At 41.4% G+C, this 17,941-nt stretch carries 11 protein-coding genes; 5 read left to right on the top strand and 6 right to left on the bottom strand.

The genetic code is table 11. The annotated features are described in order from the left end of the window. Positions 1-68 precede the first annotated feature (68 nt). The gene (locus H6G68_RS18065; RefSeq protein WP_190907927.1) at positions 69-3,236 is read right to left on the bottom strand and encodes an efflux RND transporter permease subunit; all 3,168 of its coding nucleotides are present in this window, start codon (positions 3,234-3,236) and stop codon (positions 69-71) included. Between the two features lie 116 nt (positions 3,237-3,352). Beyond that, positions 3,353-4,666 (bottom strand): efflux RND transporter periplasmic adaptor subunit, encoded by a 1,314-nt coding sequence (locus tag H6G68_RS18060; RefSeq protein WP_190907888.1) that lies wholly within the window; start codon positions 4,664-4,666, stop codon positions 3,353-3,355. 636 nt (positions 4,667-5,302) lie between these two features. On the opposite strand from H6G68_RS18060, the gene H6G68_RS18055 reads away from it, so the two are divergent. Continuing rightward, positions 5,303-7,912, top strand: a complete 2,610-nt coding sequence (locus tag H6G68_RS18055) for a PAS domain-containing sensor histidine kinase (RefSeq protein WP_190907887.1) — start codon at positions 5,303-5,305, stop codon at positions 7,910-7,912. 91 nt (positions 7,913-8,003) lie between these two features. Then, positions 8,004-9,500, top strand: a complete 1,497-nt coding sequence (locus tag H6G68_RS18050) for a site-2 protease family protein (protein ID WP_190907886.1) — start codon at positions 8,004-8,006, stop codon at positions 9,498-9,500. Positions 9,501-9,596: 96 nt separating this feature from the next. On the opposite strand, the gene H6G68_RS18045 is transcribed toward H6G68_RS18050, so the two are convergent. Beyond that, positions 9,597-10,829 carry a glycoside hydrolase family 10-like protein gene (locus H6G68_RS18045; RefSeq protein ID WP_190907885.1) on the bottom strand — a complete coding sequence of 411 codons (1,233 nt, stop codon included), beginning with the start codon at positions 10,827-10,829 and terminating at the stop codon, positions 9,597-9,599. Positions 10,830-11,513: 684 nt separating this feature from the next. Here H6G68_RS18045 and H6G68_RS18040 point away from each other — a divergent pair. Next, positions 11,514-11,894: a hypothetical protein gene (locus tag H6G68_RS18040; RefSeq protein WP_127053223.1), complete on the top strand. Its 381-nt coding sequence runs from the start codon at positions 11,514-11,516 to the stop codon at positions 11,892-11,894. Between the two features lie 10 nt (positions 11,895-11,904). Here H6G68_RS18040 and H6G68_RS18035 read toward each other — a convergent pair whose 3' ends face one another. Beyond that, positions 11,905-12,105 (bottom strand): hypothetical protein, encoded by a 201-nt coding sequence (locus H6G68_RS18035; protein WP_190907884.1) that lies wholly within the window; start codon positions 12,103-12,105, stop codon positions 11,905-11,907. Positions 12,106-12,812: 707 nt separating this feature from the next. Between H6G68_RS18035 and purH the strand changes: the two genes are divergently transcribed. Next, complete coding sequence (gene purH / locus H6G68_RS18030; protein ID WP_190907883.1) at positions 12,813-14,336, top strand: bifunctional phosphoribosylaminoimidazolecarboxamide formyltransferase/IMP cyclohydrolase; 1,524 nt, start codon at positions 12,813-12,815, stop codon at positions 14,334-14,336. An 820-nt stretch (positions 14,337-15,156) separates the two neighbouring features. Here the strand turns inward: purH and H6G68_RS18025 are convergent. Both H6G68_RS18025 and H6G68_RS18020 read right to left on the bottom strand, forming a co-directional pair. Continuing rightward, the gene (locus H6G68_RS18025) at positions 15,157-15,894 is read right to left on the bottom strand and encodes a lipoate--protein ligase family protein (protein ID WP_190907926.1); all 738 of its coding nucleotides are present in this window, start codon (positions 15,892-15,894) and stop codon (positions 15,157-15,159) included. 47 nt (positions 15,895-15,941) lie between these two features. After that, complete coding sequence (locus H6G68_RS18020; RefSeq protein WP_190907882.1) at positions 15,942-16,421, bottom strand: YbjN domain-containing protein; 480 nt, start codon at positions 16,419-16,421, stop codon at positions 15,942-15,944. Between the two features lie 152 nt (positions 16,422-16,573). On the opposite strand from H6G68_RS18020, the gene H6G68_RS18015 reads away from it, so the two are divergent. Further along, positions 16,574-17,698: an aromatic ring-hydroxylating dioxygenase subunit alpha gene (locus tag H6G68_RS18015; protein ID WP_190907881.1), complete on the top strand. Its 1,125-nt coding sequence runs from the start codon at positions 16,574-16,576 to the stop codon at positions 17,696-17,698. The last annotated feature ends 243 nt before the right edge of the window (positions 17,699-17,941 follow it).

The raw sequence follows: 17,941 nt of genomic DNA, 5'->3' as shown, positions 1-17,941 counted from the left end.
AGCTTAAGACATCAGGATTAGCGATCGCTCTCCTCCTTTGCGCCTTTGCGTCTGGAGCGTGAGAAATCTTATCTATATAAAACCTGATTATCCTCACTCCCTTCCAAATGCGGATACTTACGAACAGGTTGGAAACGCTGACGAATTTTACCAATGATGATATAGAGAATTGGCACAATAAACAAACTCAGAAAAGTAGCCACAAACATTCCCCCAAACACAGCCGTACCCAGAGATTGACGACTCGCTGCACCTGCACCCGTGGCAGTTACGAGGGGAAAAATACCCAGCAAAGTTGAAAAAGCAGTCATCAAAATTGGACGTAAACGACCTTGTGCTGCTTCAACAGCTGCTTTCGTAATTGATAAACCTTGTTGTTCTTGTAATTGATTAGCAAATTCCACAATCAAAATTGCGTTTTTACTTGCTAAACCAATTAACATCACTAACCCTACTTGGCAAAATATATCATTACTTAAACCCCGTAATGATTGTGATGCTAAAGCTCCCATAATAGCTAGAGGAACTGAAAGCATAATAATCAAAGGATCAACATAATTTTCATACTGAGCAGCTAACACTAAAAAGACGAAAACTAAGCCTAAACCAAAAATGATCGGTGCTTGTCCACCAGATTCTTTTTCCTCAGCAGCAATACCCGACCATTCATATCCCATACTCGTCGGTAAAATCTTCTTAGCTAGTTGTTCCATAGCCAGAGTTGCTTGTCCAGAACTAAAACCGGGAGCAGGAGAACCGTTAATTTCAATAGAACGGAATAAGTTGTAGTGATTAATAGTTTGCGCTCCAGTTGTCGGAGTTAACTTCACTAAACTATTCAAAGGAATCATCTGATTAGTTGCAGAACGCACATTTAATAATCCGATATCATCAGGATTGGAACGAAACTGAGCATCGGCTTGGATATATACCCGATATGTGCGGGAAAGGAAATTAAAATCATTGACATATTGTGAACCCAAATAAGTCTGTAGGGTTTTAAAGATATCGTCAATGGAAACTTGCAGAGATTTCGCTTTATTCCGATCAACTTCAATTAAAATTTGGGGTGTATTGGCTTTAAAAGTGCTAAATACAGCTTGTAATCCTGGAGTCTGATTACCCTTCATCATGAACTGACCAACCGTTTGCAGCATAGAATTTAAGCTGTTAGTGCCGGCTATGTCTTGTAATTGAAACTGGAAACCACTAAAACTGCCTAAACCGCGAATTGCGGGGGGATTAACAGGAAAAACGCTGGCTTCGGTAATTCCTGAAAACGTTTGTCGTAATTGACCAATAATGGCTTGTACTGACTGATTTGGTTTGGTTCGTTCATCCCATGATTTGAGAGTAGAGAAAATTACGCCACTGTTAGCAGTGTTACCACTAAAACTAAAGCCACCGATGGCAAAAGTACCTGTAACTTCTGGCAATTTCAGGATTTCTGTTTCCACCTCACTCATGACTTTGCTAGTGTATTCGAGTGAAGAACCTTCAGGCCCCTGAATAATCGTGATGAAATAACCTTGGTCTTCGTCGGGTAGAAATGCTGTGGGTACAGTCATGTAAAGCCAAGCCGTGACACCCAATAAACCGATAAATGCGATCGCTACGATCGCTTTGATTTTTGTCAAAAACCTTAAAGAACGCTCATATCCGCGTCCCGTGGCTTCTAACAACCAGTTAATTCCACCAAATACCCAGCCGAGAATCCCTTTAGGTGCGGGTCTTTGCCGTAACAACAAAGCCGAGAGGGAAGGTGTGAGAGTCACAGCTAAAAATGTGGAAATGGCCGTAGAAAAGGCAATTGTGAGTGCAAATTGTTTGTAAATTTCTCCAGTCGATCCAGGGAAAAAGGCTACAGGTACAAACACGGCCATTAATACGAGAGAAGTAGCAATTACAGCCCCAAATAGGTCTTGCATCGACATTGAAGCCGCTTTTCGGGGTGACATTCCTTTTTCTTGAATTAAGCGGGAGGTATTTTCCACCACAATAATCGCATCATCAACTCCCATACCAGTGGATAGGGTCAAACCAAACATAGTCAAAATGTTGATAGAAAACCCAAAGGCTTTCACAAAGGCAAAAGTGCCAATTAAGGACAGAGGAATAGTGATGACAGGAATTAAAGTAGTGCGCCAATCTTGTAAGAAAATAAAGATGACGATAGTAACGAGAGCGATCGCTTCTAAGAGAGTTTTTACCACTTCTGCCAGAGACTCTTCTATAATCGTAGTGGTATCAAATGCCACTTCATATTTCATCCCTGGGGGAAAGCTTTGGGACAATCGCGCCATTTCTTTTTTGACTGAATTAGCAACGTTCAAGGCATTACTTCCCGGTGTCGGAAATATCCCCATCCCTACACCTTCATTAGCCTTAAAACGGAGAAATGAGCTATAGTTTTGAGCGCCAAGTTCTGCCCTACCCACATCTTTCAACTTAATCAAACTACCGTCAGCAGCAGTTTTGATCACTAAATTGTCAAATTCCTCAGCTTCTGTCAGCCTACTAACTGCCCTTAAGTCAATTTGATACATTTGACCATCGGCAGCTGGTTGCTGTCCAATTTGCCCCACACCCACCTGTAAGTTTTGTTCGTTGAGGGCATTAATGACATCATCAGTAGTTAAATTCCGACTAGCGAGTTTATTCGGGTCAAGCCATAAACGCATCGCATAGCGGCGTTCACCAAAAATCCGCGCCTCACTTACACCTTTAATCCGTTTGAGGGCATCTGCTAAATATAAATCCGCATAATTACTTAAAAAGACATTATTTAGGGCTTTGTTATCACTGAACAAACCGATCCCTAACAGAATATTGTTAGACTGTTTGCTCACAGTCACTCCGTTTTGCTTCAAAGCATCTGGTAATTGCGGTTCAGCCGCAGTCACGCGGTTCTGCACATCAACCGCTGCAATATCCTTATCCCGCGAGGCATCAAATGTCACAGTAATTGTGCTACTGCCATCATTACTACTGCTCGAAGTCATATATTTAATGCCTTCGACACCGTTAATCTGACGCTCTAAAATCGTCGTTACGTTACTTTCAACAATTTCCGCAGTAGCACCAATATAATTAGAACTGACAATAATCTGCGTTGGACTAATTTCTGGATACTGGGCAGTGGGCAATGTCGGAATACTGATTGCACCAACAAGCAAAATGATAATAGCGCAGACACTGGTAAATACAGGTCGCTTAATAAAGAAATCAACCATAATTAATTCGTAATTGAAAGCAAGTAGTCAGGAGTCAGGAGTCAGGAGTCAGGAGTCAGGAGTTTAGGAGTTCAGTAGTGAAGAGAATATCTTCTTCATCTCCCCATCTTCCCAATCAATTACTCAGGAATTATGGGGAGTCCGTCTCTGAGATTTTGTACGCCAGAAACAATGAGTTTTTCATCTGGTTGTAATCCTGTAATCACTTGGTAATCATTACCTTTGATATTGCCTAACTTCACCTGTTTTTGTTTGGCTATTAATTGGGAAACACCGTTAGGAGATTTGTCTGTTTCGGCTACAAATACAAAGGTTTCCGCAGCTATTCGAGATACTGCTATGGACGGAATCAGAACTCCAGAACGCTGATTCCAAATCACTTTAGCCCGAATCATTTGATCTGCTCGTAGCTGTCCTTCAGAATTGTCGTAAAGAGCTTTAACTAATATTGATTGGGAATTATTGGTGATGTTGGGTGAAATAAAGAATACACTACTATTACCAATGGTTTGACCTTGGGCGTTAATTAATTCCACTGGTAGCCCTTGACGCAATTGCGTACCTCGTTCCAGTGGGACAGGGATTTTAACTTCTAAAGGTCGGTTTTGTGTGATAGTAGCTAATGGTGTGGAAGTATTGACAAAATCGCCTACTTTCACAGGAATATCGCCGACAGTACCAGTAAAGGGAGCAGTAATTTTGTAATATTGAAGTTCTACTTGTTGTTGTCTAATATTGGCATCAGCTTGTTCTAAAGACTTTTCAGCTTGGGATATAGTCGCTAGTTGTGCTTGAATTCGGGAATCTATCGCCCCAAGTTGGGCTTTAGCTGTAGCCAGCCTGTTAGCATATAAATCTTTAGTTTGACGAGATACCGCTCCTTGATCAGCTAATGTAGCATAGCGATTATACTCTAATTGGTTTAAACGCACATCCGCAACATTTGCTAACCGTTCTGCTTGCAGAGATTTGAGAGTAGCGCGAGCATTTTCTAGTTGGGCTTGAGAACCCTGACCAGCAGCAGATAAACTACTAACTGCGGCTTGTTGCTGTCTGGAATCTATTTGTAAAATTGCCGCACCAGAGGCAACTGGATCTCCTGACTTCACGAATATTTGAGCAACTTGACCTTGAATTCTGGGTTGGAGATTGACTGAACGTCTAGATTCCAAACTGGCTATATATTCTGTACTATCTTCGACTGTACCTGTTTGCACTGCTGATAGTTTAACTCTTACCCCTGGAGGTGGAGCATTAGCCGCTGCTGGACTTGGTTTTTCAGGAGTTAGCAATTTCCACGCTATAGCCGTTCCACCCCCAAGTATTAATACTAGAGCTAAGAATAAACGTAGCCACCGCTGTGATTTGCTTGGTGGCTCAAATGAAGGTTGTGGAATCTCTTTAAAATCTGCTTGAGGCTCAGGAGATGTCATAGGTTATGGCGAATGGAAAGAACAAGTAATTAAAATTGCGCTGGGATTATATATATTGATATTAAAATTACTTATTTGGTATGATGTATTTACAAAAACTATGTGTTAGCTCATCCAATATACAGTATTTATAATACTTGACAATCTACCTAAAGGTTAATTATTAGCTTTTTGTAGGTGTACCCGTCTATTTAGGCAGAAGATGAGGAGAAAAGAGCTTTTTTCGCTGTCATTAACCCATCTCAATCAATTTAAGAGTCGAGTATACATATTTTCAATTTTGAGTATAGGAAATATTATGCCACTCATGTTATTTGCTAATAAAGATTGGGAACTATAGAAGTAACTCGTTAGACAGTCTGGCTGGAGGGCTGAAAAGATTATGCAGTAAATCTTTCAAAATCTAAAATCCAAAAAGGTACTAGTACAGCAGGGCGAAAATAACTATCCAGTTAAAAAAACCTAAAAAGCTGACTATGGAAAAATTTTTCCCTCCTACCTACTGCTTCCGGCCTCCTGGCTTCTTGCACTAGTACAGCAGGGCGGAAATAACTATACAGTTTAATTTTTAATTTTTAATTCTGCCCTGCGGGATTAGAGTCAATTTCAGAACCTGAATAGGCAAACAACAAGACTATGAGTTGTGATCTCATTACTGTCAATAAAAATACTTATGACTCTCTACAACAGGAACTAGTAGAACTACGTCAGTTAGTAGATCGTTTAAGTCAGGCTGAGTTATCAACCTCTCAGATGTATAACCAAGAACATATGGGTGTATTTATAGAATATACACCCGCTGCGATCGCTATCTTTGACCGTCAAATGCGTTATGTATTGGCAAGTCGTCGTTGGCGACAAGATTACAACTTGGAAGATGAGGAAATTATCGGCCGCTCTCATTATGAATTTTTTCCAGAAATTTCTCCTTCGTGCCGAGAAATTCACCAAAGTTGTTTAGCCGGTGCAATTGAGCAATGTGAAGAACAGCTTTTTAAACGAGACGATGGCACAATTGAATGGGTGAAATGGGAAATGCATCCTTGGTATCAAAATTCTACTGAAATTGGTGGAATTATCATGTTTACTGAGGTAATCACCACTCGCAAACAAGCAGAAATAGCCTTAGCTGAAAGCGAAAAACGCTTAAGAGATATTGCCACTAATGTCCCTGGTGCAATTTTCCAATTCACCAACCGCAATGGTGTTTGGAAAGTAGACTATATGAGCGACTTCATCTGGGAACTGGCAGGAATTACAGCCAATGAAATAATGCAAGATTTAAATAACTTTTTTGTTCTTGTCCATCCAGAAGATTTTAATAGTTATATTAGCTCTGTCGTTGAAGCTATAGAAAATTCTATCCCTTGGCACTATGAAGGAAGACTAATCAAACCTAATGGTGAAATAATTTGGTGGCAAGGAGACTCCACACCAACACAAAATCAACAAGGAGAGATTATTTTTTGTGGAGTACTTTTAGATATTACTGCTCGTAAGCAGACAGAAGAATCACTCAAAAAGCTCAATGAAGATTTAGAAACTAAAATTCAAGAAAGTACAGCCGAATTAAAAGAAAAAGAAGAATTCTTGCGTAGTATTTATGAGGGCATTCAGCAAATCGTATTTGTGGTTGAGGTTCTGGATGGTTGTGATTTTTATTTTGGAGGCTGGAATTATTCAGGAGAAAAATTTACAGGTATAAGTCAAGCAGATGTTATTGGCAAAACTCCAGAATATGTACTTGGAGAAATACCAGGTTCAGCAGCACGTCAACGCTATAAAACTTGTGTAGAATCTGGTAAAAGCATGAGCTATGAAGAATTTGTCCCTATTCAAAATGAGCCTCATTGGTGGCTAACTACACTCAATCCTTTGAAAAGTAGTGATGGTAAAATTTATCGTATAGTGGGGACAACGATGAAGATTACAGAGCGGAAACAAGCTGAGGAAGCACTTCAAGAAAGTCAGCATTTTATCCAACGCATTGCCGATTCTTCTCCCAATATTCTCTATATTTTTGATTTAGAAGAAAAACGCAACATTTACGCAAATAAAAATATACTTTATTCCCTTGGCTACTCTAATCAAGAAATTAAACAGCAAGAATCTAATTTGATTTATACAATTACTCATCCAGAAGATTTAGAAAAAATTACAGCACATTGGCAACGCTTTAGCGATGTTCAAGATGGAGAAATTTTAGAAATTGAATATCGGGTGAGACAAGCAAATGGTGAATGGTGCTGGTTCTATAGTCGAGATACTATCTTCAATCGTAACAGTAATGGTCAAGTCAAGCAAATCTTAGGAGTAGCAACAGATATTACAGAACGTAAAAATGGAGAAATAATTTTACAACAGCAAGCCATAAACCTAGAAAATACCTTAAGGGATCTCAAGCAGGCACAAATCCAACTCATTCATAGTGAGAAAATGTCCTCACTGGGTAATATGGTTGCTGGGATTGCTCATGAAATTAACAATCCAGTTAACTTTATTCATGGCAATATTTTTCCAGCTAGTGAATACATTCATGAATTTTTAAGTCTCATCCAATTATATCAAGAATACTTTCCTGAACCACCAGCAGAAATTCAAGAAAAAATTGCCGACATTGAACTTGATTTTCTCAAAACAGATTTAATAAAAATTCTTAACTCTATGAGTCTAGGAACTGATCGGATTCGAGAAATTGTGCTTTCATTGCGAAATTTTTCTCGCTTAGATGAAGCAGAAATTAAAACAGTCAATATTCATGAAGGTATTGATAGCACCTTAATGATTTTACACCATCGTTTGAAGCCCAAGCCAAATAATGCCGAAATTCATATAATTAAAAAATACGGAGATTTGCCATTAATTCAATGTTATCCTGGTCAATTAAATCAGGTATTTATGAACATTTTCAGTAACGCTATTGATGCTTTAGAAGAGGGAGAATATAATAAACCCAAAGAAATTCATGTTATTACTGAAATGATTAATAGTGACAGATTAGCTATTCGGATCATTGATAATGGAGTGGGAATTTCTGAAGAAATTATTTCCAAATTATTCGACCCATTTTTTACGACCAAAGATGTAGGAAAAGGTACAGGTTTAGGACTTTCCATTAGTTACCAAATCATAGTAGATAAACATCAGGGCAACTTATCTTGTCATTCTACTCTGGGAGAAGGAACTGAATTTATCATTGAAATTCCTACTACTCAGCTACCAGTACAGAAGAATGTTGATTTTTAGGCTTAACTGAACTGTATTACGTTATAGATTAATTAATGTATCTAAAAAACCGGACTCGTTCTGGCTTAGTCTCAATAGCGAAGGTTTACAGATGTTGAATTCATCAGAAACTCCTATAATTGCGGCAGTAGTGCTGGTCGCTTTCGGCATTTTGGGTTGGGGCTTTTATCGCGCCAGACCTTTTGGTAAACTGGGAATCTTAGCCTGGTTACAGTCGGTCGTATTAATGGCTCCTTGGCTGCTGTTCTTTGGCTTGTTTGCGGCAGGGATTTACATCAATATAGCGGGTATATTGTTATTGCTCCTGGCTTCCACTGCAATCTACATCTTCTTAGGTAGACAGTTACGCAACGCTGGGCAAGATGCCATTCTCAAGCAACGGGCAACGGAAAGACTGACTGCTAATGCTTCACAGGAAGCCAATTCCCCATCAAATGCCAACAGTCAAGTACTAGTTGCAGAACTAAAACTGGACGCAATGACAATACCCGAAGAAGATTTGAGTACCATTAAGGGTATTTTCGGGATTGACACATTTTTTGCCACGGAAACCATCCCCTATCAAGAAGGAGCAATTTTCAAAGGCAATTTGCGGGGAGAACCAGAGGAAGTTCACAACCGGCTGACGAAAAGTCTGCAAGAACGTTTAGGTGATAAATATCGCCTGTTTTTAGTGGAGAATACAGACGATAAACCCGTGATGATTGTTCTCCCCAGCCGCACAGATCCACGTCCGATGCAGCTACCACAGAAAGTCTTTGCGGTGATTCTTTTGGTAGCAACTATTGCCACCAATTTTGAAGCTGCGGGATTGTTACTGAATTTTGATTTATTCTCCAACCCATCACGGTTTCCCGAAGCTTTACCTATCGGTTTGGGGATATTTACGATTTTAATAGCTCATGAAATCGGTCATTGGTTACTGGCGCGACGACACCAAGTCCGCCTCAGCTTACCCTTTTTCCTCCCGGCTGTGCAAATCGGCTCTTTTGGGGCAATTACCCGCTTTGAGTCTTTATTACCTAATCGCAAGGCGTTATTTGATATTGCTTTGGCTGGGCCTGCCTTTGGCGGTATCGTTTCTTTGGTAATGTTGGTGACAGGTTTGCTGCTTTCCCACCCAGGTAGTTTATTTCAATTACCAAATCAGTTTTTCCAAGGTTCGATTTTAGTGGGAAGTTTAGCGCGGGTTGTGCTGGGTGCATCTGTCAAAGCGCCCTTAGTTAATGTCCATCCCCTAGTTATTATTGGTTGGTTGGGTTTGGTGATTACAGCATTAAATTTAATGCCAGCTGGACAATTAGATGGTGGGCGGATTGTCCAGGCTATTTATGGACGCAAAACCGCAGGAAGAGCGACATTTGCGACTTTAATTTTGCTGGGTTTGGTGTCTCTTGGTAATCCTTTGGCTATGTATTGGGCGATTGTGATTGTGTTCTTACAACGAGATTTAGAACGCCCCAGCTTGAATGAGGTAACTGAACCAGACGACGCTAGAGCCGCTTTAGGTCTTTTGGCTCTGTTTTTGATGATTAGTACCCTCCTCCCCCTAACTCCGGCTTTGGCTGGGCGTTTGGGAATAGGTTAAGGAGGCAGGGGAGGCAAGGGGCAGGGGGCAGGGGAGCAGGGGAGGAATATTTATCTTTCACCTGTCACCTGTCACCTGTTCGCTGTCACCTGTTGCTTATGGTTTCCAGCCTGCGAGTAAATTAGGATAGGTTGTGGGCTTGGGGAAGATTTGTCCAAAACTAGCTTGACGTTGTTCCGGTTTTTCTTGGCTGATGTTCCAGAGAGTTTCGTAGAAGAAGAAGGAAACTCCGGCAAAATTGCGATCGCGCACTTTCTGTACTTGTGTCTGAATCTGTGACATGGGTACAGAACGATTTTTTAACCCACTCAAAATGCCAATACTCACAGGAATATGTCTTTTTGCTGCTTTCACTTCTGGGTATTCTAATTCGCTGATAAACACATTTAAGTCATTGCGGTATATCTGCAAAACCAAGTCTTCAACTATTCCCATGCGTTCCCATTTCTGCCAGTCTGCTAAAAAGTATTCGTAGGAAAACCGCTGAGGATTAGGTGCAACAGAAACTATACAGTCTTTTTTATTAGCTTTGATAGCTGTGAATACCTGCTTCATGAAGTTTGTGATTTTGTTCGCTCTCCAGCGCACCCATTCTGGATCTTTCGGGTTTTTGGAGGGCGCTTTACCACGATGTTCTTTTTTGTAAAGTGCTACTGTGTAGGCATCATAGCCTAATTCTGATGGTAAGCCGAAGTGGTCATCAAATTGAATTCCGTCAATATCATAGTTTTTAACGATTTCGACAATTAAATTTTGGATAAATTGTTGTACTTCCGGGCGAAAAGGATTGAGCCAAACGCGATCGTGTGTACCTTCTTTGATAATTTTACTGCCGTTGCTGCGGCTGGTAAGCCATTGGGGGCGATTTTTGGCTAAAAGGGAATCAGCAGGAGCCATAAAGCCAAATTCAAACCAGGGAATGACCGTTAAGCCTTGTTTATGTCCCTCAGTGACAATCTCTTGGAGCATATCCCGTCCTTGTAATCCCGGTGTCGGATCGAGAGATTTACCAATGACTTGAGCAGCAACTCTGCTAGGATAAAGTGTATATCCCCAATTCCAAACAGCCGGATAAACAGTATTGAAGTTAAGATCATCTAGACGTTGCAAAGACTTTTTCAAGCGATCGCTCTCAAATAAAACATCGCTATCAATATTGGTTAACCACACCCCCCTTAACTCCGATGTTGTCCCTTGGGAAGAAGCGATTTGAGCTTTTAAAGGTAACGATAGCATCACCACAGTCATCATACTCAGGACAACTATAGCCGCAAACAAACCTGACTTAATACGTTGATGCATATTCCCATGAAGTAATTTTTGGTTCATTTTCGGCTTATTTTTGGCTGATTAAATTCTTTTCAATTTTAGGCTGCTGTTATGCTTCCTATAGTCAGTTTTGCTGAAACCCAGTAGAGTAACGTCAATAATTAGGGAACACCAAAAAATAAATTACCCAAAAATCGTAGGGTGGGTTATATCAATTCACTTAATTAAAGCTACAAATGAATCTCCGCGTCCCCGCGTCCCCGCCTCTCCGCGTCTTTCCATTTGTATCAATCTTAAAGTGAACCGGTATTAGGAGGGTAGTCGGTAACCCACCATAAATTTAGGGGATAATTGTGGGTTACGCGATCGCTCTAGCGAAGCCTGTCCCGCAGGGCTACACCCACCCTACAAATTGGGGATTTTTTTTCATAAGTAGTAGATGGAGGAGATTGAAAGCCTGGATTTCGAGGCTAGTTTCCCCGACCTGTTTACCCTTAAGAGTTAAGAGTTATCGGCTGGGCAAATTTCTATTCCTTCTAGACGGAGATTTATGCCTATAAGTTTCCCTTTCATTTAATCTCTTCCAAAAGAGATATTTTTACGTTCACAGCCCCTATTGACTCGGCAATTGCGGCTTGATCGAGTACCATAGTCCCACATCCGCACAGTAAAAAAATTTGCCAAATTTTTTCCGGATATGCAAAAAATTTTGCGTTTATTGTTACACGTAATTATGTCAGCACTATGAATATTAAACTCGATAAGCACACTCCAGACAATCTGGCATCTTTATTTGTCCTTCTCATGGAAGAAGGTATAACCCCAAATCAGATGATGGCTGGTATTGTTCGTCTTGCGTCGGATACCAGAGAGCTAGAAGGAACAATTGTATCAGTAGATTGTCTTCAATTCTTGCTGGACGCAATGCCAGTAGATAACAGTGCTATGGGGGTGACAGAATATATCTCATCTCTAGCAGCAGAAGGCGTTAGTACCTTAATGTTGTTGGATGCCTTGGGTTTTGCTTGCTATGTTCGTGGTTTGTTCGATTCTGCCAGCATTATCCGCTTGACTTATCAGAGATTGCAAGCCGACAAAATCATCTCACAAATGTTGCGCGATTAAAAGTTAATGACTAACCACTGCTATTCAAGAATTTTTCAGCAAAACCAAAAAAGGCCAAGATCAACGACCATGGACATAATTCAGCTTTTTTCTCAATCCTTGGAGGTGTCCATTGGATGAACTGCTTAAACAGTTGTATGTTGATGATGAGATTTTTAGCCAGTTGTAGTGAAGCGGCGAGAAAGCGCTCTTTATTGGACTGCTGCAACATTTAGGGGTGTTGTACAGTACTCCATCAACAACTGGCGAATGGGTAAGAGTTCTAAGGGTTGGCGCCAATCCGTCCCTGGGAACAATCTTAAAGGCCCCTTTCTCTTTCTTGATATTTCCATTAAAACGGCAACAGAAAAATTTTGTCTGCCAAATTGCCAAAACTTCGGAGTATTAGTTTACGGTTGATATGATTGCATAGGTGGGGTGCTAAGGAGCGCCCCAATTTTTGTTGAAGCGGAGATGGGGGGTGGGAGGACGCGGAGATGGGGGGACGAGGAGATTGGGACGCGGGGACGCGGAGATGGGGAGACGCGGTGAGGTGGAGAGGAGAAGATTCATTTGTGGGTTAAATTTAAGTGAGTTGATATAAAAGACCTCGACTGATATCTCTAATTCAGTAATTCAGTCCCTTATCTTTCAAGCGAGGTTTAACTCCAGTTGAAAGGTTCCCCGCGTCACCGCGTCTCTTCTTCCCTTCCCCTCATATCTTCTTCCCCGCGTCACCGCGTCTCTTCTTCCCCTTCCCTCATCTCTCTTCTTCTTCCCCTCACCGCGTCCCCGTGTCCCCGCGTCTCTTCTTCCCCTCACCGCGTCCCCGCGTCAGTCCTAATAATAAGTATTCAACTGGACACGATATCTCCTGTCTCCTTTGGGTAAAATGGTTTTCTGCTGGCAATTTTGTAGTCCAAAGGAAACTGGGGAATTATGGCGCGTCTAGCCCTGCTGAGTGTATCTAACAAAACTGGTATAATTGACTTAGCCCGTAGCTTGGTTGAAGAATTTGGCTTTGATGTCATCAGCAGTGGCGGAACAGCCAAAACGCTGAAGGATGCCGGAATTCCAGTAACAAAGGTTTCTGACTATACAGGTTCACCGGAAATTTTAGGTGGTCGTGTCAAAACTCTACATCCCCGGATTCATGGGGGTATTTTAGCAAGACGAGATGTGGCAGAAGATGTGACTGATTTGGAAAATAATCAAATTCGTCCCATTGATTTAGTTGTCGTCAATCTTTATCCTTTTGAACAAACGATCGCTAAACCGGGTGTAACATTAGCTGAGGCGGTTGAGCAAATTGATATCGGTGGCCCAGCTATGTTAAGGGCATCATCGAAAAACTTTGCCCACTTGACGGTATTATGTGACCCTGCTCAATATGATGAGTATTTGCAAGAATTACGCCAAAATGGGGAAGCGTCTTTAGAGTTTCGCCAAAAATGTGCGTTAAAGGGATTTTTGCATACTTCTAGTTATGATAATGCCATTGCTGCCTATCTCGCTGGCAAGCAAACACAGGAATATACCCTTTCTGGAAAACAAATTCAACCCTTACGCTATGGTGAAAACCCACACCAACCCGCAGCTTGGTATCAAACGGGAACTACACCCACAGGTTGGACGGCGGCTACTAAACTCCAAGGTAAGGAACTCAGCTACAATAATTTGGTAGATTTGGAAGCTGCACGGCGAATAATTACTGAATTTACGGAAAGTCCCGCAGCGACAATTATCAAACATACTAATCCCTGTGGTACTGCTGAGGCAGATACGATTTTTGCAGCTTATCAAAAAGCTTTTAATGCTGATTCTACTTCGGCTTTTGGTGGGATTGTGGCTTTAAACCGTCCTATTGATGCGGCGACAGCGACAGAATTAACGAAGACATTTTTAGAATGCGTAGTTGCGCCTGGGTGTGACGAGGAAGCGCAGGAAATTCTCACTAAAAAAGGTAACGTCAGGGTTTTGATTTTACCAGATTTGCTGAGTGGACTAAAAGAAAGTGTGAAAGCGATCGCTGGTGGTTTCCTTGTTCAAACAGTTGATGACATCATTGCTGACCCCAGTAAATGGCAAGTTGTCAGCGAACGTCAACCCACTTCTAGCGAATTGGCCGAATTACTATTTGCGTGGAAAGTTTGTAAACACGTCAAATCAAATGCTATCGTCATCAGTAGCGATCGCACTACCTTGGGAGTAGGCGCTGGACAAATGAACCGTGTCGGTTCCACAAAAATTGCTTTAGAACAAGCAGGAGAAAAAGCTAAAGGTGCATTTCTCGCTAGTGATGGATTCTTCCCTTTTGATGATACCGTCAAAGCCGCTGCCGCAGCGGGAATTACTGCCATTGTTCAACCAGGTGGAAGTTTACGTGATAAAGATTCCATCAAAGCTGCTAATGAACTGGGTTTATTAATGGTTTTGACTGGTGTTCGTCACTTTTTACACTAATTTGATCGAAAAGACGAGGTGAGGGGAGGAAGAGACGCGGGGACACGGGGACGCGGGGACGCGGGGACGCGGGGACACGGGGACGCGGGGACACGGGGACAGGGGGAGGGGAAGACACGGGGACGCGGGGAAGAAGAGATGAGGGGAAGAAGAGATGAGGGGAGAGGAAGAGACGCGAAGAACCGTTCAGATTGAGTTAAACCTCACCTGAAAGATAAGCGCCTGAATTACTGAATTAGAGATATCCGTCGAGGTCTTATATCAACTCACTTAAATTTAACCCACAAATGAATCTTCTCCTCTCCACCTCCCCGCGTCTTCCCCTCACCGCGTCCCCGCGTCCCCCCTCACCGCGTCTTCCCATCCCCGTCAACGCTTTTTGTGTTGTATGACAGACTGGTGCAGTTGTGAAAGTGGCACTTAAGATACTTATTATTTAATTCAAAAGTGATAATTTGACCCTTGTGTGAGGAGTAAGTTGAAACGAAAAACGCTTGGGGTGGAAACACGGCAACACTCCCAGGCGTTTTTTATTTTCCCCTTAAACGACATATTAAAATTACTAATATAGCAGGAGGCAGGAGGCAGAGGGCAGGAGGCAGGAGGCAGGAGGGAAAGCCTTATTATATCTAAGTTTCAAGGATTAATAATGTCCTAATTATCCTGGCTACAGCTATATAAAAAAGTTTATGAAAATACTTGCGCTTTTATTTAACTAGTGATATAGTCTATTTGTGTGAGGAGCAATGTTGAATATAAAAAGCGCTTGGGGTGGAAACACGGTAACACTCCCAGGCGCTTTTTATTTTGAATAATAAATTCAATTCATCAAATTAGATAGTGCAGAAATTGCTTTCCACTCAGTTTCAGAAAGTGGTTGTATTTCTATTTGCATATTAAAACAATCACAGGCGGCGATAATTAAAGCTTCTATAATTGCTTTTCTATTGAGATTTTGGGGAAGTTGACTAGGGGTAAAAGACTCTTGAGCAAATACTTGACCAAATAAATCTATATCTGGATTTAAGCGAATGGAACCATGTTGTAAAATTGCTTCACCTCGTCGGAGTTGGGCGCTACCAATGAGTTTAGAACCATTTGCTAAAACTAAATCTGCACCAGTCGCAGTGCCAAAACAGTTAGGATTGTGGATATAACCGCGCCCAGCTTGACCATAGTTTAACTCTACGCCAAGCGATCGCCATCCTTGAATCAAAAACTCACAAATTTTTGCATAAGCTTGGAGACGACTGCCCATGATTCCAGATGTCACCACAGCGTAGGTTAAATCGCCTTGGTGCAGCACTGCCCGTCCACCACTAGGACGGCGTACCAAATCGAGTTTTTCACCTTGCCAGATTAAATTTTGCCAAGATTCAGGATATTTTTTCTGATGATAGCCCAGGGAAATTGCAGGTGGCGACCAAGTATAAAACCGCAGAGTTGGAGGATGCTTTCTTGACTGGTGCTGTTCTAGTAACCAGTAGTCAATTGCCATTTGCACATTACCCGCAGTTTCTAGTAACGGAATTAGTCGCCAAACCTGCTTATTTTGCAATGCTGTAGATTCCAATCTAAAATCCCAAATCCAAAATCTAAATTTGCCTAAGCTGCACCAAACTCAGCAACCAAAGCTTCATCATTATCATCAGCGATGGTGGCAACAATGGTAATTATGCGGGAAACTTCGCTAGGTGACAACTCTGCTAAAGTGCGTGACGAGATCACAACCACCTCATTTTCAATAATTCCAAAACGAGCTTCAAAGGTACTTGTGCAATTCAACTCTAACAGATGGCGCATTAATTTGGGTTCATCTTTGGCGGGTAACTTCAACACCGCAGACCACACTGTGATAGTATCTTCATCACTTGAACCTGTGAGTTGTACGAATACTTCGACGCTGCCATATTTAAATTTCCACAGATAAGCACCGTTTTCGCTGTGGCTAACCATTGCACTTTTATCTTGTTCGAGAGTGCTAATGACGCTTTCAATTACTTCGACATGGGTGATATTAGTAGTTTCAGCAATGAGTTCATCAATTGATTGATCAGAAGTTAAGTTTTCTTGGTAGGTTGCCATACAGACTTATTCCTCAATATAGTTACTGCTTTAATCTACACCTACTTTATCGCTTGTAGGCAAGGTTAGTTTTAGCCTTTGGAGATCAGACTTTTCACAAACAAATAAATTACCTGTAATATATCTGTGAGTACAACGGATTTCCAAATTTCATGCTGCAAAAGATACCCGAACCTACTTCCCCTATCTCTCCAGTTAGACCAATTTCTGTCCGCCAATTAGGTATCAATCCCAATCACTGGTATGTTGTTGCACGCAGTAGCGAAGTGACAAGTCAGCCTTTGGGTGTAACAATTTGGCATCAAGTGATGGCTACGCCCGCCGCAGGCATCGCACTCTATCGAGATAGTACCGGAAAAGTTCACGCTTTGGAAGACCGCTGTCCCCATCGTCAAGTTAAACTGAGTCATGGGCAAGTCATAGGCGATGAATTAGAATGTGCTTATCATGGTTGGCGTTTTCATAGTGGTGGTGAATGTGCCGCAGTTCCCTACTTAGCCGCAAATCAAAAATTACCTAATTGCCAAATTCGCCGTTATCCAGTCAAAGAACAAGATGGTTTTATTTGGTTATTTCCCTCAGACGTGGAACCATCTGTAGAACCAATGGGTTTACCAGAATGGGAACATCTAAATTATATCGCCACAGTTTCCGTAATTAATACTCAGGCTCATTATTCCTATTTAATTGAAAACTTGATGGATATGTATCATGGACATTTACATCAGGATTTGCAAGCTTGGTCTGAAGCATCACTGCAAAATATTGATGAAGATGAAAATAGTGTTCATGCCCATTATACAGCCCAAAGTTATTACAAAATAGATAAAATTTGGTCTATATCACAATTATTTTTCCCAGCTTTGCGACGCTTACATTCTGAACCTTTGGATGTAAGTTATGTTTACCCCCATTGGGTATCTACATTGGGGAAAGATTTTAAAATTTATTGTTTATTATGTCCTGTGAATGAGACACAAACAAAAGCCTATTTAATTCACTTTACCTCACTTAATGCCTTTTGGCGACTGCATAAATTACCTGTATGGTTTCGGCGGTTTATCAAAGATAGCTTATTTGGTGCAGCCCAAAAGTTGCTTGATGGTTTGGTGATCCAAGATGTGAAGATGATTGAAGAAGAACAGCAAGCTTATTTGCAGAATCCAGAAATACGGAATTATGAGTTAAATCCCGCCTTGGTAATTGTGCAGAAGCTGATGAAGAATCAAGTTGAAAAATCAGGACTTCTAGTCAGCAAAGCCTCAGAGGATGTTTGAAAATTCGTAAAGTTTACCGAAAGGGGGGAGAAGCCACGATTACTGGCTGAAAATGGTACTGAAGCACTTGAACGTGCGGTAATGCTAAGTTCAGCACAAATGCACATCACATCAGCTTTTCTCAATGCTACGCTGAGGGTTAATTAACAGTAGCTAAAAAACTAACAATTACTACCAATTACTCACTTATGCTTCCATGCTAAGTCATCTGCTATGAGTGACTATCTTGGGATTTGGCTGTAA

Origin of the sequence: Anabaena catenula FACHB-362, from assembly GCF_014698735.1 — a bacterium.
Taxonomy (GTDB): Bacteria; Cyanobacteriota; Cyanobacteriia; order Cyanobacteriales; family Nostocaceae; genus Anabaena; species Anabaena variabilis_A.
This window is presented reverse-complemented; position numbering and strand designations above follow the sequence as displayed.

Coding starts and splice junctions, on each gene's coding strand:
- H6G68_RS18045 (WP_190907885.1), bottom strand. CDS start 10,829: ATGAACCAAAAATTACTTCATGGGAATATGCATCAACGTATTAAGTCA.
- H6G68_RS18050 (WP_190907886.1), top strand. CDS start 8,004: ATGTTGAATTCATCAGAAACTCCTATAATTGCGGCAGTAGTGCTGGTC.
- H6G68_RS18035 (WP_190907884.1), bottom strand. CDS start 12,105: ATGTTGCAGCAGTCCAATAAAGAGCGCTTTCTCGCCGCTTCACTACAA.
- H6G68_RS18040 (WP_127053223.1), top strand. CDS start 11,514: ATGAATATTAAACTCGATAAGCACACTCCAGACAATCTGGCATCTTTA.
- H6G68_RS18055 (WP_190907887.1), top strand. CDS start 5,303: ATGAGTTGTGATCTCATTACTGTCAATAAAAATACTTATGACTCTCTA.
- purH (WP_190907883.1), top strand. CDS start 12,813: ATGGCGCGTCTAGCCCTGCTGAGTGTATCTAACAAAACTGGTATAATT.
- H6G68_RS18020 (WP_190907882.1), bottom strand. CDS start 16,421: ATGGCAACCTACCAAGAAAACTTAACTTCTGATCAATCAATTGATGAA.
- H6G68_RS18060 (WP_190907888.1), bottom strand. CDS start 4,666: ATGACATCTCCTGAGCCTCAAGCAGATTTTAAAGAGATTCCACAACCT.
- H6G68_RS18015 (WP_190907881.1), top strand. CDS start 16,574: ATGCTGCAAAAGATACCCGAACCTACTTCCCCTATCTCTCCAGTTAGA.